The following is a 16,079-nucleotide window of genomic DNA, read 5'->3' on the forward strand; positions in this document are numbered from 1 at the left end:
GGTCGCCGTCCGCGTCGGAGACGTGCCGGCGGCCGATGTAGAGCGCGTCCTCGGCGGTGTCGAGCCGGCCGAAGAACAGCGTGGTGCCGGGGTCGTCCTGCAGCGCCTTCGCGCGCAGCCAGAGTGTCTGCGCCAGCGCCTCACCGGCGAGGGCGTCGCCTCCGTCGGCGGTCAGGCTGAGTGTGTGCTCGCGCATGCGCGTGAGCTCGTCGCGGGCGCGGGCCAGGTGGGCCTGCTCGGCGGCGAGGTCGGCCTGCGGATCAGGAGGGTGGGTGGGGGCAGCGGGCATGACGGCTCACCTCGTCGTGGCGTCGGGAGGGGGGAGGAGGGGCGAGCATACTCCTCCGGCGCCTGCCGTCCGCTCGACCAGAGCCCGTCACCGGTGAGCAGGGGCAGCGCCACCTCGTCCAACAGGGCAGGGATAGCGTGATCCCCATGCTCTTCGCCTTCTCCGTCGCCCCGACCCAGGCCGCCGACGACTCCGGCTCGGTGAGCGCAGCTGTCGCCGACGCCCTCCGGGTCGTCCGCGACTCCGGCCTGCCCTACGAGCTGACCTCGATGTTCACCACGATCGAGGGGGAGTGGGACGAGGTGATGCCGGTCATCAAGGCGGCCTGCGACGCCGTCGGCGAGCACTCGCCCCGGGTGTCGCTGGTGCTCAAGGCCGACCTGCGCCCGGGGTATACCGGTCAGCTCACCGAGAAGGTCGAGCGCGTCACCGAACGCCTCGCCGACGGCTGAGTCCCGCGTCCGGCGCTGCGCGACTGCCGACCGAGATCCTCGAGGTCAGGCGAGCAGGCCGAACTGCGAGGCCAGGAAGAGCAGCGTGAAGCCGACGAGGAAGACCAGGCCGACGTAGGACAGCACCCGCATGGTGCCGGACAGCTGGCGCTCGCTGCGGATGATCGAGAAGTTCAGCCACGCGAAGACCGGCGCGGTGAGGAAGGCGCTGACCATCGCGAAGCGCAGCATGTCGGCCAGCGACGCGCTCATCCACACGACGATCGCCAGCGCGATGAGCGAGATCCCGGTGATCCACAGATCCTTGGAGCGGCTGCTCATCTCCGGTCGCGAGCGCAGCAGCCGCACCGACTCGGCGCAGGCGCGGGCATACCCGTCAACGACCGAGATGACCGTGCCGAACATGCAGGCGAAGGCGATGAGCGCCATGAGCGGCACCGCCCACTGCCCGATGGCCGCGCCGTACATGCTCATGAGCTGCGGGATGTAGGCGCCGCCGGCCATTTGCAGCTCCTGGCCGCTGCCGTACTGCACGAAGACGCCGAGGCCGATGAAGAAGACCGCGAGCACGGTGGAGACGACGTAGCCGGTGTTGAAGTCGAAAAGCACGTCGCGCACCGCGAGCCGGCGCCCTGGGCCTTGGCCTTGACCCACAGCGAGTTCAGCGCGCTGATCTCGATCGGCGCCGGCATCCAGCCGATGACCGCGACGAGGAAGGGGAGGGTCGCGAGGGTCCAGGGGGAGGGGTCCTCGAAGCCGGGCTGCCGGACCGCTCCCTGGCCCGCCGCCATGACCACCGCGACGACGGTCGACAGGGCGAGGGTGAGCATGATGATCTTGGTGACGCCGTCGAGGGCCTTGTAGTGGCCGCCGACGAGCAGCACGAGGGTCACACCGAGCAGCACCGTCGCGAGCAGGGGCACGCCCAGGCCCCACGACGCGGGCAGCAGGTAGGCGAGGATCACGGTGCACAGCAGCGCGACGCCGGCGGTCGAGATGACCGAGGACACGGCGGCGAGCACGAAGAACACCCAGAGGTATGCCTTCCCCCGCCGGGCATACCCCTCGACCAGGCTGCGTCCGGTCTCGGCGGCGTACTGCGGTCCGAAGCGGAAGAAGGGGTACTTCAGCACGTTGGCCAGGACGATGAGCCAGACCAGCTGCCAGCCGAAGAGCGCCCCGGCCTGGGTGGAGGAGATGAGGTGGGAGGCGCCGATCGCGGCCGAGGCCGCCAGCAGCCCCGGTCCCATCGCCGCCCACCGGCTGCTCCAGGTGGACCGCGCGGAGCGCTCGTGCCCCGTCGTGGTGGAGTCCCCGTCGATCACCATGGCCCGCACGCTAGCACCGCGGCGGCTCGCTGCGGCCTTCCCGACCTGGAGCCACCTCGCGCCGGGAGTGCGGTCGGCTTGATCCAACCTTCATCGCTCTGCAGGGCGATGAAGGTTCCAGCAGGCCGACCACACTCCCGGAACGGCCGGGCTCAGCGCAGGTCGCGGTGCTGCCGGGCGCGCAGCGGCTTGACGACCGGCCGCCGGCCCCGGTGCCGCTGCACGGCCAGCTCGTAGGACTCCACGAGCGACTCGGTCGAGGCCCTCCAGGAGTGGGTCTGCGCGTCGGCCCGCGCGGCCGCGCCCATCCGGCCCTTGAGCTCGGGCTCGAGGAGCACCCGGCGGAGGCGGTCGGCATACCCTGCCGTGTCGCCGGGCTCGACGAGGAAGCCGGTCACGCCGTCCTCGATGACGAAGGGGATCCCCCCGGCCCGCGCGCCGACCACGGGCACGCCGCTGGCCATCGACTCCAGCGCGACCAGCCCGAGCGTCTCGGTGGTGGAGGGGAAGGCGAAGGCGTCGGCGCTGGCGTAGGCCGCGGCCAGCTCCTGCCCGGCGAGGTAGCCGGTGAAGACCGTCGGCGTCCCGGCGAAGAGCCGCTCCAGCTCCTCCCGCGCCGGCCCGGACCCCACGAAGGCCAGCCGCACCCCCTCGGCCGCCAGCTCGCGGATCGGCTCCAGCAGCTGGTCCAGGTCCTTCTCCCGCGACAGCCGCCCGACGTAGAGCACGAGCGGCGCCTCGGGGTGGCCCCCGGTGAGCAGGTCGCGCATCTCGCGGGTGCGCCGCGAGGGGTGGTAGGTCACCGTGTCGACCGCCTTGGGCCACAGGTCGACCTCGCGGATCCCGACCTCCCGCGCCCGGGCGACCATCTGCGCGGAGGTGCACAGGTTGACCTCGGCGAGGTTGTGCATCCCCGTGATCCAGGCCTGGCTCGGCGCGCGCAGCAGCGAGAGCCCGTTGCCGAGCCGGGTGGTGTAGGACGGCACGTCGGTGTGGAAGCTCGCGAGCAGCGGCAGGTTGCGGCGGCGGGCGGAGATGACGCCGTAGGCCGCGAGCCACACCGGGTTCACCGCGTGCACGATGTCGGGGTGGAAGGCCTGCATCTCGCGGGCGATGCGGGCGGTCGGGAGGCCGACCATGATCTCGGGGTACCACGGCTGGAAGGACACCGAGCGCACCTTCACGACGCGGTGCGGCCCGTGGTGGGTCGGCGGCTCGCCCGGGGCGAAGACCAGCGCCTCGTGCCCCAGCTCGGTCAGCTGGTCCAGGGTGCGGGTGACGCGGGTGACGACGCCGTCGACCTTGGGCAGGAAGACCTCGGTGAACAGCGCGATCCGCATGGGGTATGCCTGGGCCCGCGTCAGGCGGGATGCTCCGCGCGGTCCCCGGCGCGGTCTCCTGGGTTGCCCTCGGCTCGGCCCTCGGTGGATACGGCGGCACCCGCCCCGGCGAGCGCTGCGCGGGAGGCCGGGACGCCGGCCTCCTGGGCCGAGGTCCAGGTCGAGGTGCACGGGATCTTCTCGAGGTCGGCGCGGTCGGCATACCGCCGGGCGACGTCCTCGACCTCCATGAGCAGGCCCTCCTCGAGCAGCGTCGGCTCCAGGCCGAGGTCGAGGAAGGTCTCGTTGTGCACGTGCAGCTCGTTCTCCGCCGCCTCGTGCCGCGGGTTGGGCACCAGCTCGACCTCGGCGTCGCTGATCCGCGCCACCAGCTCGGCGAGGTCGCGCACCCGGTGGGTCTGGGTCATCTGGTTGAAGATCTTGACCCGGTCGCCGCGGGCGGGCGGGTTCTCGACCGCGATCTGCACGCAGCGCGCCATGTCGCGCAGGTGGATGAAGGCGCGGGTCTGGCCGCCGGTGCCGTGCACCGTGAGCGGGTAGCCGACCGCGGCCTGCATGAGGAAGCGGTTGAGCACGGTGCCGTAGTCGCCGTCGTAGTCGAAGCGGTTGATGAGCCGCTCGTCGCGCAGCGTCTGGTCGGTGTGCGTGCCCCAGATGATGCCCTGGTGCAGGTCGGTGATCCGCAGCGCGTCGTTCTTGGCGTAGTAGGCGAAGAGCTGCTGGTCCAGGCACTTGGTCATGTGGTAGACCGAGCCCGGGTTGGTGGGGTAGAGGATCTGCTGGTCGACCTGCGCGCCGTCGTCACCGGTGATCTGGACGTCGAGGTAGCCCTCGGGGATCGCCATACCGGCGGTGCCGTAGCCGTAGACCCCCATGGTGCCGAGGTGGACCAGGTGCGCGTCCAGCCCGGTCTCGACCAGGGCGCAGAGCAGGTTGTGGGTGGCCCCGGTGTTGTTGTCGACGGTGTAGCGCTTGTGCCGCGGCGACTTCATCGAGTAGGGCGCGGAGCGCTGCTCGGCGAAGTGCACGACCACGTCCGGGCGCTCGGTCTCGAGGAAGGAGCGCAGCCCGTCGTAGTCCTGCGCCAGGTCGATGTCGCGGAAGCGCATCTGCTGCCCCGACACCTCGTGCCACGCGGCCAGCCGCTCCTCGATGCCGGCGATGGGGGTCAACGACTGCGCCCCGAGCTCCTCGTCGATCCGGCGCCGGACGAGGTTGTCGACGATGACGACCTCGTGGCCGAGGTCGGACAGGTGCAGCGCCGCGGGCCAGCCGCAGAAGCCGTCGCCGCCGAGCACAGCGATCAACACGTGGGGAGCTCCTTGCCGTCGGGCACGCACCGGTCGGCGCGTGGGGGTCAAGGTATCAATGCCGCCCGGGTATGCCGTGTGCCGCGGCTGGCGGCGCGGTGAAAAGGGCTGGGGCGCCCGGGCCGGACCAGGCACGATGGGTGCATGGGACACGTCGACGTCGCCGCGGTGGGCTACACGCTCCCCGACGGCCGGCCGCTGCTGCGCGACATCGGCCTGCGCCTCGGCGACGGGGCACGGGTCGCCTGGTGGGACCGAACGGCAGCGGCAAGACCACGCTGCTGCGGATCGTCGCCGACGAGCTGCGCCCGCACGAGGGCTCGGTCTCGCGCAGCGGCGGGCTGGGGGTGATGCCGCAGTTCATCGGCACCATGGGGCGGGACACCGCCGCCGGGGCCGAGCCGCCCACGGTGCGCGACCTGCTCGTGTCGGTGGCGCCGGCGCGGATCCGGGACGCGGCGCGGGCGCTGGAAGCCGCCGAGCTGGCGATCATGACCGTCGACGACGAGCCGGCCCAGCTCGCCTACGCCCAGGCGCTGGCCGACTGGGCCGACGTCGGCGGCTACGAGCAGGAGACGCTCTGGGACGTGTGCACGGTGGCGGCCCTGGGCATACCGTTCGAGCAGGCGCAGTGGCGGGGCACCGACACGCTCTCGGGCGGGGAGCAGAAGCGGCTGGCGCTGGAGGCGCTGCTGCGCGGGCCGGACGAGGTGCTGCTGCTCGACGAGCCGGACAACTATCTCGACGTCCCGGCCAAGCGCTGGCTGGAGGGGCAGCTGCGGGCCAGCCCGAAGACCATCCTGCTGATCAGCCACGACCGGGAGCTGCTCGCGCAAGCCGCGACCCGGGTGGCGACGCTGGAGCCGGGCGCGGCGGGCAGCACGCTGTGGGTGCACCCGGGCAGCTTCGCGACCTGGCACCAGGCCCGCGAGGAGCGCAACGCGCGGCTGGAGGAGGCCCGGCGCCGCTGGGACGAGGAGCACGCCAAGCTGCGCGAGCTCATGCTGCGCTACAAGGCCAAGGCGGCCTACAACGCCGACATGGCCAGCCAGTACCAGGCGGCCCAGACCCGGCTGCGCCGCTTCGAGGAGGCGGGGCCGCCGGAGGCGGTCGCCCACGAGCAGCGGGTGCGGATGCGGCTGCGCGGCGGCCGGACCGCCAAGCGGGCGGTGATCTGCGAGGCCGTCGAGCTGACCGGGCTGATGCGGCCCTTCGACCTGGAGGTCTGGTACGGCGACCGGGTCGCGGTGCTCGGCTCCAACGGCTCGGGCAAGTCGCACTTCCTGCGGCTCCTCGCGGCCGGTGGCAGCGACCCCGAGCCGGAGCACCGGCCGGTCGGTGACGTGGTGCCGGCGCCGGTCGGGCATACCGGCGTGGCGCGGCTGGGCGCCCGGGTGCGGCCCGGCTGGTTCGCCCAGACGCACGACCACCCGGAGCTGCGCGGGCGGACGTTGCTGGAGATCCTGCACCGTGGCGACGAGCACCGGCGGGGTATGCCGCAGCAGGAGGCCGCGCGGGTGCTCGACCGCTACGAGCTGGCCCGGGCCGGCGAGCAGCGCTTCGACTCGCTGTCCGGCGGCCAGCAGGCGCGGGTGCAGATCCTGCTGCTGGAGCTCTCCGGCGCGACCCTGCTGCTGCTCGACGAGCCGACCGACAACCTCGACCTGCACTCGGCCGAGGCGCTGCAGGCGGGCCTGGAGGCCTTCGAGGGCACGGTGCTCGCGGTCACCCACGACCGGTGGTTCGCCGACTCCTTCGACCGCTTCGTCGTCTTCGGCGCCGACGGGCGGGTGCGGGAGACCGACGGACCGGTGTGGGAGGAGACCAGGGTCGATCGCGCCCGGTAGCGGGCATACCGGCGTCGTTCCCGGGTCTCGGCCGCACCGAGCGCCGGTATGTCACTCAGCAGCCTGCTCGAGGAGGCTCCTGAGTGACATACCGGCGCTCAGATGACGTGGGGGCTGTCAGCCCTCCTCGTCCGGCCGGGTGACCAGGGTGACGGTGACCTCGGCCCGCTCGCCCTCCCGGATGTAGGCGATCGTCGCCTCGTCGCCGGCGCCGCGCTCGCGCACCTGGCCGACCAGGGCGGTGGAGCTGGTGATGGGTTCGTCGTCGATGCCGACGATGAGGTCGCCGCTCTCGAGCCCGACCTCGGCGGCCGGCGAGTCCGGCTCGACCTGGGTCACCACGCGCCCGAGACGGTGGCGCCCTCGGTCTCGGCCGTGGCGTCGTCCAGGCCCACCCCGAGGAAGGCGTGCGTCGCGGTGCCGGTCTCGATGAGCTGGTCGGCGATGAGCTGCACCTTGCTCGACGGGATCGCGAAGCCGATGCCGATGGAGCCGCTCTGCCCGCCCATCGCCGAGCCCAGCGAGGCGATCGAGGAGTTGATGCCGACCAGCTCGCCGGCCGCGTTGACCAGGGCCCCGCCGGAGTTGCCCGGGTTGATGGCCGCCGACGTCTGGATGGCGTTGGTGAAGACCGCGGAGTTGGGGTCGGCGGGGTTCTGGCTCGAGCCCTGCGTGGTGACCGGCCGGTCCAGGGCGCTGACGATGCCGGTGGTGACCGTGCCGGACAGGCCGAGCGGGTTGCCGACAGCCATGACCGGGTCGCCGACGCCGAGCGCGGAGTCGTCGCCGACCGCGATCGGGGTGAGCTCGTCCGGCACCGAGTCCAGCTGCAGCACGGCGAGGTCGCTGGAGGGGTCGCTGCCGACGACCTCGGCGGAGTAGGAGCGACCGTCGGGCAGCGTGACCTGCACCTCCTGGGCGCCTTCCACGACGTGGGCGTTGGTGACGACGTGACCCTCGTCGTCCCAGACCACGCCTGACCCCGAGCCCTCGCCCTGGGCGCCGGCCACGGCGATGGAGACGGTGCTCGGCGTCACCGCGTCGGCCACGGAGGCCCAGTCCTGCTCGCCGGTCAGCGACACGGTCGTGCCCTCGGCGTCGCCGGAGGCCTGCTCGTCCTCCGTCTCCTGGGCGCTCTCCTGCGCCGCCTGCCCGGAGCCGTCGTCGGCGAGCTGGATGGCGGCATAGGTGCCGCCGGAGGCGAGCAGCGCCGCGAGCACGCTCGCCACCGCGATGTCGCCGATGCGTCGGCGCTCCCGGCGGGGGGCGGCCGGGGGCGCCGTGGGGGGAGCCTGGGTCGCGGAGGTCTCGACCTGGGATGCCTCGACCCGGGGGCTCTCGGCCCGGGAGCCCTCGGCGTGCGACTCCTCGGCCCGAAAATCCTCGGCCCGGGGGACCGGCGCGGTGGCATCCGGGTGGATGGGGCCGGTGGCGTCAGCCCGGGACGCGTGGTCGGCGCTCCGGTCCTGCGGGTCGTGCTGTGGCGTCGTCATGGTCCGATGACATCACGTCGACGTCAGGGGAGCCTGGGTAGAGGCTATGAGTTCCCTGGACGCCGGTCCGCGGGCAGCTCGACCCGGAAGGTCGCGCCACCCCCGGGCGTCGGGGTGTGCCGCACCGACCCCTGGTGGCGCCCGACGATCGCGGCGACGATCGCCAGCCCCAGCCCGGTGCCGCCGGAGGCCCGGCTCCGAGACTTGTCGGCCCGGTAGAACCGCTCGAAGACGCGGTCGGCCGTGCCGTCGGACAGGCCTTGCCCGTGGTCGCGCACCTCCACCACGACGCGCCCCCCGGTGCGGCCCACGGCCACCTCGACCGGGGTGCCGTCCGGGGTGTGCGCCAGCGCGTTGGCGACGAGGTTGGTCAGCACCTGCCGCAGCGCGCCGTCCTCGCCGGTCACGACTGGTGCGGCGTCCGGCTCGGTCCCGTCCAGCGGCACCAGCCGCACCGCGCGCTGCGGCGCCCGCACCCGCGCGTCCTGCACGACGTCGGACGCGAGCACCGTGAGGTCGACCCGGGTGGGGGTCATCTCCGGCTGCGAGTCCCACCGCGTCAGGGTCAGCAGGTCCTCGACGAGCCGGGTCATCCGGGTGGCCTCGTCCTCGATCCGGCGCATCGCCCCGGCGACGTCCTCGGGGTCGGTCATGGCGCCGAAGCGGTGCAGCTCGGCATACCCCTTGACCGTCGCGAGCGGGGTGCGCAGCTCGTGCGAGGCGTCCGCGACGAAGTCCCGCATCCGCTGCTCGGAGGCCTCGCGCACCGCGAACGAGTGCTCGATGCGGGCGAGCATCCCGTTGAGCGACTCCGAGAGCGAGCCGACCTCGTCCCGCGCCCCGGGCGGCGGGATGCGCCGGGTGAGGTCGCCGGCCGCGATCGCCGCCGCGGTGTCCTCCATCCGGCTCAGCGGGCGGAAGGCGCGGCGCACTGCGAACCACCCGAGCACCCCGACGACGACCATCGTGGTCAGGCCGATGACCACGGTGAGGAAGGCCAGCTGCCGGGCGGTGCTGTCGACCTCGTCCAGCGGCAGCGCGACCGCGATGGTGCCGGTGAAGACGTCCTGCCGCTCGTCGAGCGGCACCGCCAGGACCCGCCAGGTCCCCACCCCCTCGGTGCTGCCGACGGTGAACGGTGTCCCGAGCCGGTCGTCGTCGAGGTCGACCCGGCGCAGGTCCGGCGTGTCGTCCATGCCGCGGGAGGCGAGGGTGATCGTGCGCGAGGAGCGCTCGCCCGGGGTGAGCAGGATGTAGTAGGAGTTCGGCGGCAGCCACAGCTCGGCGCTGGAGCTCTGCTGGCCGGTCGCGTCCTCCAGCAGCTGGGCCGACACCCGCTCCGCGAGCGGGTCGATGTAGGTCTCCAGGTCGGCGTCCACGCGGTCCACGAGGTAGCCGCGCAGCATCGTGATCGTGACCGAGGTGGTGAGCAGGTAGGCCGCCAGGACCAGCAGGACCAGCACGGTCACCAGACGTCGGGTCAGGGATAGCCGGTGGAGCTTGGAGTAGGCGGCGCGGCGCAGGTGCTGCAGCACGGGAGGGGTGTGCCGCCTCAGCGCGGCTCGCGCAGCACGTAGCCCACGCCGCGCTTGGTGTGGATGAGCGGCTCGCCGACGACGTCGATCTTGCGCCGCAGGTAGGAGATGTAGGACTCCACGATGTTCATCTCGCCGCGGAAGTCGTAGTCCCACACGTGGTCCAGGATCTGGCTCTTGGAGAGCACCCGGCCGGGGTTGAGCATGAGGTAGCGCAACAGCTTGAACTCGGTGGGGGAGACCTCGATGACCTTGCCGGCCCGGCGCACCTCGTGGCTGTCCTCGTCGAGCTCGAGGTCGGCGACCCGCAGCGCGTGGTCGTCACCCTCCTCGGCGACCCGGGTGCGGCGCAGCACCGCGCGGATGCGCGCCACGACCTCCTCCAGGCTGAACGGCTTGGTGACGTAGTCGTCGCCGCCCACGGTCAGGCCCTTGATCTTGTCGTCCAGGGAGTCCTTGGCGGTGAGGAAGACGATCGGCAGGTCCAGGCCGCGCTCGCGCAGGGTGCGGGTCACGGTGAAGCCGTCCATGTCCGGCAGCATGATGTCGAGCACGGCGAGGTCGAAGTCGTGCTCGCCGGAGAGCTGCAGCGCGCTGCGCCCGTCGGCGGCCGCGTGCACCGCGAAGCCGGCGAAGCGCAGGCTCGTCGTCAGCAGCTCGCGGATGTTGGTCTCGTCCTCGACCACCAGCAGCGTGGCCTCCGGGTCGCTCTGACTGGCGGTCATGCCTCTACTGTGGCGAGACAGGCTGACAGTTCCCTGGGAGTATGCTGCGCGGCTCAGGCGGTCTCGGGGCTCGCGACGTCGAGATCACCGAGGTCGTCCGCGTCGACGATACGGTAGGCATACCCCTGCTCGGCGAGGAAACGCTGGCGGTGGGCGGCGAACTCCGCGTCCACCGTGTCCCGCGCGACGAGGGTGTAGAAGTGCGCGGTGCGCCCGTCGCCCTTGGGGCGCAGCACACGACCCAGCCGCTGCGCCTCTTCCTGGCGGGAGCCGAAGGTGCCGGAGACCTGGATCGCGACGCTGGCCTCGGGCAGGTCGATCGAGAAGTTCGCGACCTTGCTCACGACGAGCAGGCTGATCTCGCCCTCGCGGAACTGGCGGAAGAGCTCCTGCCGCTGCGCGACCGTCGTCTCACCGGTGATGAGCGGGGCGTCGAGGCGTCCGGCGAGCTGCTCGAGCTGGTCGAGGTACTGCCCGATGACCAGCGTGGGCTGGCCCCGGTGCGCCGCGACGAGCCGGTCGACCACCGCGTCCTTGGCCGGCGCGCACGCGGCGAAGCGGTAGCGCTCGTCCGGCTCGGCGACGGCATACGCCATCCGCATCGCCTCCGGCATGCTCACCCGGACCTCGACGCAGTCGGCGGGCGCGATGTAGCCCTGGGACTCGATGTCCTTCCACGGCGCGTCAAAGCGTTTGGGGCCGATGAGCGAGAAGACGTCGGACTCGCGCCCGTCCTCGCGGACCAGCGTCGCGGTGAGGCCGAGCCGACGCCGCGCCTGCAGGTCGGCGGTCATCCGGAAGATCGGCGCCGGGAGCAGGTGGACCTCGTCGTAGACGATGAGGCCCCAGTCGCGGGCGTCGAGCAGGTCCAGGTGCGGGTAGACGCCCTTCCGCTTGAGCGTGAGGACCTGGTAGGTCGCGATGGTGACCGGGCGGATCTCCTTGCGGGAGCCGGAGTACTCCCCGATCTCGTCCTCGGTGAGCGTCGTCCGGCGGAGCAGCTCCTCGCGCCACTGCCGGGCGCTCACCGTGTTGGTGACGAGGATGAGCGTGGTCGTGGACGACTTCGCCATGGCACCCGCGCCGACCAAGGTCTTGCCGGCGCCGCAGGGCAGGACGACGACGCCCGAGCCGCCGTCCCAGAAGCCGTCGACCGCGTGCTGCTGGTAGGGCCGCAGCGACCAGTCGGTCGTGTCCAGGCCGATCGGGTGCGCCTCGCCGTCGACGTAGCCCGCAAGGTCCTCCGCGGGCCAGCCGACCTTGAGCAGCTCCTGCTTGAGGTGGCCGCGCTCGGACGGGTGCACGAGCACGGTGTCGTCGTCGATCCGGTCGCCGACGAGTGGCTTGATCTTCTTGTGCCGCAACACTTCTGCGAGCACCGCGCGGTCGGTCGTGCGGAGGACCAGGCGGGGCTCGTCCGCGCCCTCGCCGGAGCCGACGACCTCCTTGGTCAGCGTGAGCCGGCCATAGCGGGCCATCGTCTCGGCGACGTCGACGAGCAGCGACTGCGGCACGGGGAAGCGGCTGTGCTCGATGAGGGCGTGCACCACCTGCTCGGCGTCGTGGCCCGCGGCGCGGGCGTTCCACAGGCCGAGCGGGGTGACGCGGTAGGTGTGGACGTGCTCGGGGGCGCGCTCGAGCTCGGCGAAGGGAGCGATGTCGCGTCGCGCCGCCTCGGCGCCGTCGTGGTCGACCTCGAGCAGCAGGGTCTTGTCGGACTGGACGATCAGGGGGCCGTTCATCGTGCGGATAACGGTATGCCGCCCCGCGCGCATTCCGCGACGCGCGACCACCACCCGACCGGGCGTCGCCTGTGGTTGCCGAGCCAACCATTCGCGGCGCTCGAAGGGGTACCGGCCAACCATTCGCGGCGCTCGGTGGGGAGCTGGGCAACCATTCGCGACGCTCGGTGGGGAGGGCGGGGCTAGACTGGCAGGGAACGACATACGCGCTCCGGGGTCGGTGAAACTCCGAGCCGGCGGTGACAGTCCGCGACCCGACCGCAGCCAGCGGCCGGTTGACCTGGTGGAACTCCAGGACCGACGGTGAAAGTCCGGAAGGGAGGCAGCGCGTGGGTCGGCGGCCTGGCCGTCCGCCCACCCGTCGCGGGCACGCCTCGCGACCCGTGGCGGCGTCGCCGTCGTCCCCGCAGCCTCCCCACGTCCCCGGGCACCGACCTGGAGAGGACGACGGGTGACCGGCCACCACACCCTGCACCCCGCGCCGCCGACGGCCGCGGTCGAGGCCGCGCTGAACCGCGCGGTCGAGCTGGCTCGGTGCGGGCCCCGCCACGACCGCAACCCGCGGGTCGGGTGCGTCCTGCTCGACCCCGAGGGCGTGACCGTGGGGGAGGGCTTCCACGCCGGCCACGGGACGCCGCACGCCGAGGCCGTGGCGCTCGCCGCGGCGGGTGGCTCGGCGCGTGGCACGACCGCCGTCGTCACGCTCGAGCCCTGCTCGCACCACGGCAGGACGCCGCCGTGCGCCGACGCGCTGGTCGCCGCCGGCATCACGCAGGTCGTGTATGCCGGTGCCGACCCCACGCACGCCGGTGGCGGTGCCCGGGTGCTCCGGGAGGCGGGGGTCGTCGTGCGCGAGCACCGGCACACCGGGGCCGAGCAGGTCGTGGCCGACTGGGCCCGGGCGGCGACGCTGGGGCGCCCGCACGTCACGTGGAAGGTGGCCAGCACCCTCGACGGCCGGGTCGCCGCGGCCGACGGGACCAGCCGCTGGATCACCTCGCCGGAGTCACGCGCGGAGGCGCACCGGGTGCGGACGCGGGTCGGCGCTGTCGTCGTCGGCACCGGGACCGCGCTGGCCGACGACCCCTCGCTCACCGCTCGGGACCGCGCCGGTCGGCTCCTGCCGGACCAACCGCTCCGGGTCGTCGTGGGCCACCGGGACCTGCCCGCGGGGAGCCGGCTGGGGGAGACGCGGGCGGGGGAGATGGTGCCGGGAGAGGGCAACGCCGACGGCTGGTCGTCGGGAGAAGGACCTCGCGACGACCAGGTCTCTTCCTCGAGAGAGGGGCCGGTGCTGCACCTGCGCACCCACGACCCGGCGCAGGTGCTGGCCGAGCTGCGTGGCCGCGGGGTGCACAGCGTGCTGCTCGAGGGCGGCCCGACGCTGGCCGGGGCGTTCTGGCGGGCCGGGCTGGTCGACGAGCTGCTCGTCCACCTCGCGCCGGCCCTGCTCGGTGCCGGGCCCGGTGCTGTCCCCGACCTCGGCATCGGCACCCTCACCGACGCCGCGCGCCTGGATCTCGTCGACGTCGACCGGCTCGGACCGGACCTGCAGCTGCGGCTCCGGTCGGTGCCCGGCCCGGCTACGACCCGGAACGGCTCCGCACCCACCCACAGCGCCGCCTCGGCGTCCACCGGCACCGCTGCTGTTCACGCGGCGTCGAGCGAGCACGCGCATACCCCGTCCGACCAGGAGGTCCCCTGATGTTCACCGGCATCGTCGAGGAGCTCGGCTCCCTCGTCTCCCGCACCGACGGCGCGGACGCGAGCGTCGTCGTGATCCGCGGCCCGCTCGTCACCGCCGACGCCACCCACGGCGCCTCGATCGCCGTCAACGGCGTCTGCCTGACGGTCACGCGGCGCACCGAGGACGGTTTCGTCGCCGACGTCATGGCCGAGACGCTCGCCGTCACGACCCTGGGTGGTCTGGCCGCGGGCGACCCGGTCAACCTCGAGCGCTCGCTCCCGGTCGGAGGCCGGCTCGGCGGCCACGTCGTGCAGGGCCACGTCGACGGCACCACGACGGTGGTCTCGCGCACGCCGGGGGAGCGGTGGGAGGTGGTCCGGCTGGCGCTGCCGCCGCGGTTGGCGCGCTACGTCGCGCACAAGGGTTCGGTCGCGCTCGACGGCGTCTCCCTCACCGTCTCCGCGGTCGGGCCGGACTGGTTCGAGGTCTCGCTCATCCCGACCACCCTCGGGCTGACCACGCTCGGCCGTCGCGGCGCCGGCGAGGCGCTCAACGTCGAGGTCGACGTGCTCGCGAAGTATGCCGAGCGGCTGCTCGACCCGGAGCTCGCCCGATGAGCGCCGTCGCGGCGGTCCCCCGGGCGCTCGACGCGCTGCGCTCCGGTCGCCCGGTGCTCGTGCTCGACGACGAGGACCGGGAGGACGAAGGTGACGTGGTCCTGGCCGCGCAGACGCTGACCCCGGGGTGGACCGGATGGGCGGTCCGGCACACCTCGGGCTTCCTCTGCGCGCCGATGCCCGGCGCCTGGGCCGACCGGCTGAGGCTGCCCGCGATGGTGGCCGACGCCGCCAACGAGGACGAGCTGCGCACGGCATACACCGTCACCGTGGACGCCACGACCGGGGTGACGACGGGCATCAGCGCCGCCGACCGCTGCCGCACGGCGCAGGTGCTGGCCGACGAGCGCAGCACCCACGCCGACCTGCGGCGACCCGGTCACCTCGTGCCGCTGCGCGCCCGCGACGGCGGCGTGCTCGCCCGGCGCGGCCACACCGAGGCCACCGTCGACCTGTGTCGGCTCGCCGGCCTCGCGCCTGTCGGCGTCATCGGCGAGCTGGTCGACGACGAGGGCGAGATGCTGCGCGGTCCGCAGGTGCGTGCGCTCGCGGCCGAGCACGACCTGCCGGTCCTCACCATCGCCGAGCTGGTCACCTACCGGCAGCGGCACGACCGGGTGCAGCGGGTCGCGAGCTCGACGCTGCCGACCGAGCACGGCGAGCTGGTCGTCCACGGCTACCGCGACCTCGTGACCGGCGTCGATCACCTCGCGCTCCTCGGACGCCCCGACCCGGGGCCGAGCCCGCTGGTGCGCGTGCACTCCGAGTGCCTCACCGGCGAGGCCCTGGGCTCGCGTCGCTGCGACTGCGGGCCGCAGCTGCAGGACGCGCTGGCGCGGGTCGCTGTCGAGGGCGGCGCGGTGGTCTACCTGCGCGGGCACGAAGGCCGCGGCGTCGGGCTGGTCGACAAGCTGCGGGCGTATGCCGCCCAGGACGGCGGGCTCGACACCGTCGCCGCGCAGGAGGCGCTGGGGCTGCCCGTGGATGCGCGCGACTACTCCGTCGCCGCGGCGATCCTCGAGGACCTCGGGCAGGCCGGGCGGCCGCTGCGGCTGCTCACGCACAACCCCGACAAGGTGAGCGCGCTGACCGACCTCGGCCTCGTCGTGGCGCAGACGCTGCCGTCGGGACGACCGGCACCGGCCGAGGCACAGGCATACCTGCGGACCAAGGTGGAGCGCCTCGGGCACTCCCCGCACCTGACGACCCCGACCCACGAGACGAGGAGCACAGCATGAGCAAGGCCGGAGCACCCACCCTCAGCGTCGAGGGAAGCGGGCTGCGCGTCGCCGTGGTCGCCGCGTCGTGGCACCAGGTCGTCATGGACGGTCTGATCGACGGCGCCCGGCGGGCGCTGGCCGAGATGGGGGTCGAGGACGTCCGCGAGGTGCGGGTGCCGGGCAGCTTCGAGCTGCCGGTGGCCGCGGCCCGGCTGGCCCGGGAGGGGTATGCCGCCGTCGTCGCCCTCGGTGTGGTGATCCGCGGCGGCACACCGCACTTCGACTACGTCTGTCAGGCGGCGACCTCCGGGCTGACCCAGGTGTCGGTCGAGACCGGCGTGCCCGTCGGCTTCGGCGTGCTGACCTGTGACGACGAGGCCCAGGCGCTCGACCGTGCCGGGCTGCCGGGGTCGGGCGAGGACAAGGGCCACGAGGCCGCGACCGCCGCCGTCGCGACCGCCCTGGCCCTGCGCTGAACCGACCGGGCGTCGCGT

At 73.3% G+C, this 16,079-nt stretch carries 14 protein-coding genes, 1 pseudogene and 1 riboswitch; of the genes and pseudogenes, 6 read left to right on the top strand and 9 right to left on the bottom strand.

What is annotated here, in order from left to right; genetic code table 11:
- Nucleotides 1-435 precede the first annotated feature (435 nt).
- A complete protein-coding gene (locus BJF86_RS00645) occupies nt 436-741 on the top strand; it encodes an MTH1187 family thiamine-binding protein (protein WP_075816562.1) in 306 nt (101 codons plus the stop codon).
- Nucleotides 742-786: 45 nt separating this feature from the next.
- Here the strand turns inward: BJF86_RS00645 and BJF86_RS18455 are convergent, their stop codons facing one another.
- From BJF86_RS18455 to BJF86_RS00660, 4 genes are all read right to left on the bottom strand, one after another.
- On the bottom strand, nt 787-1,245 hold the full coding sequence (locus BJF86_RS18455; RefSeq protein WP_237768012.1) for a hypothetical protein: 459 nt from the start codon (nt 1,243-1,245) through the stop codon (nt 787-789).
- Nucleotides 1,212-2,069, bottom strand: a complete 858-nt coding sequence (locus BJF86_RS00650; protein WP_237768013.1) for an Nramp family divalent metal transporter — start codon at nt 2,067-2,069, stop codon at nt 1,212-1,214. Before BJF86_RS00650 ends, BJF86_RS18455 begins: the two co-directional genes overlap by 34 nt.
- A 152-nt stretch (nt 2,070-2,221) precedes the next feature.
- Nucleotides 2,222-3,409, bottom strand: coding sequence for a glycosyltransferase family 4 protein (locus BJF86_RS00655; RefSeq protein WP_075816563.1), 1,188 nt, complete (start codon nt 3,407-3,409; stop codon nt 2,222-2,224).
- Nucleotides 3,410-3,429: 20 nt separating this feature from the next.
- Entirely contained in the window at nt 3,430-4,719 is a 1,290-nt protein-coding gene (locus BJF86_RS00660; RefSeq protein WP_075816564.1) for an NAD-dependent epimerase/dehydratase family protein, read from the bottom strand.
- 144 nt (nt 4,720-4,863) lie between these two features.
- Between BJF86_RS00660 and BJF86_RS00665 the strand changes: the two are divergent.
- Nucleotides 4,864-6,566 (top strand): annotated as a pseudogene (locus tag BJF86_RS00665) (ABC-F family ATP-binding cassette domain-containing protein).
- Between the two features lie 117 nt (nt 6,567-6,683).
- On the opposite strand, the gene BJF86_RS18460 reads toward BJF86_RS00665, so the two are convergent.
- The 5 genes from BJF86_RS18460 to BJF86_RS00685 are packed head-to-tail and all read right to left on the bottom strand — an operon-like array spanning nt 6,684 to nt 12,061.
- Nucleotides 6,684-6,908, bottom strand: coding sequence for a PDZ domain-containing protein (locus BJF86_RS18460; RefSeq protein ID WP_237768014.1), 225 nt, complete (start codon nt 6,906-6,908; stop codon nt 6,684-6,686).
- Nucleotides 6,902-8,059 carry a S1C family serine protease gene (locus tag BJF86_RS00670; RefSeq protein WP_237768015.1) on the bottom strand — a complete coding sequence of 386 codons (1,158 nt, stop codon included), beginning with the start codon at nt 8,057-8,059 and terminating at the stop codon, nt 6,902-6,904. Before BJF86_RS00670 ends, BJF86_RS18460 begins: the two co-directional genes overlap by 7 nt.
- Before the next feature lie 44 nt (nt 8,060-8,103).
- Nucleotides 8,104-9,594 carry a sensor histidine kinase gene (locus BJF86_RS00675; protein WP_075816565.1) on the bottom strand — a complete coding sequence of 497 codons (1,491 nt, stop codon included), beginning with the start codon at nt 9,592-9,594 and terminating at the stop codon, nt 8,104-8,106.
- A 17-nt stretch (nt 9,595-9,611) separates the two neighbouring features.
- Nucleotides 9,612-10,319, bottom strand: a complete 708-nt coding sequence (locus tag BJF86_RS00680; protein ID WP_075814512.1) for a response regulator transcription factor — start codon at nt 10,317-10,319, stop codon at nt 9,612-9,614.
- Between the two features lie 53 nt (nt 10,320-10,372).
- Nucleotides 10,373-12,061, bottom strand: coding sequence for a DNA repair helicase XPB (locus BJF86_RS00685; protein ID WP_075816566.1), 1,689 nt, complete (start codon nt 12,059-12,061; stop codon nt 10,373-10,375).
- A 202-nt stretch (nt 12,062-12,263) separates the two neighbouring features.
- Nucleotides 12,264-12,394: riboswitch (FMN riboswitch) on the top strand.
- Nucleotides 12,395-12,512: 118 nt separating this feature from the next.
- On the opposite strand from BJF86_RS00685, the gene ribD reads away from it, so the two are divergent.
- From ribD to ribH, 4 genes are read left to right on the top strand one after another with little or no spacing between them, the layout of a single operon-like run.
- On the top strand, nt 12,513-13,766 hold the full coding sequence (gene ribD, locus BJF86_RS00690; RefSeq protein ID WP_075816567.1) for a bifunctional diaminohydroxyphosphoribosylaminopyrimidine deaminase/5-amino-6-(5-phosphoribosylamino)uracil reductase RibD: 1,254 nt from the start codon (nt 12,513-12,515) through the stop codon (nt 13,764-13,766).
- Entirely contained in the window at nt 13,766-14,365 is a 600-nt protein-coding gene (locus BJF86_RS00695) for a riboflavin synthase (protein ID WP_075814506.1), read from the top strand. The genes ribD and BJF86_RS00695 overlap by 1 nt, the downstream gene beginning before the upstream one ends.
- Nucleotides 14,362-15,603, top strand: coding sequence for a 3,4-dihydroxy-2-butanone-4-phosphate synthase (gene ribB, locus BJF86_RS00700; protein ID WP_075816568.1), 1,242 nt, complete (start codon nt 14,362-14,364; stop codon nt 15,601-15,603). The genes BJF86_RS00695 and ribB overlap by 4 nt, the downstream gene beginning before the upstream one ends.
- Entirely contained in the window at nt 15,600-16,061 is a 462-nt protein-coding gene (gene ribH, locus BJF86_RS00705) for a 6,7-dimethyl-8-ribityllumazine synthase (protein ID WP_075816569.1), read from the top strand. Before ribB ends, ribH begins: the two co-directional genes overlap by 4 nt.
- The last annotated feature ends 18 nt before the right edge of the window (nt 16,062-16,079 follow it).

The organism is Serinicoccus sp. CNJ-927, assembly GCF_001942435.1.
Classification (GTDB): Bacteria; Actinomycetota; Actinomycetes; order Actinomycetales; family Dermatophilaceae; genus Ornithinicoccus; species Ornithinicoccus marinus.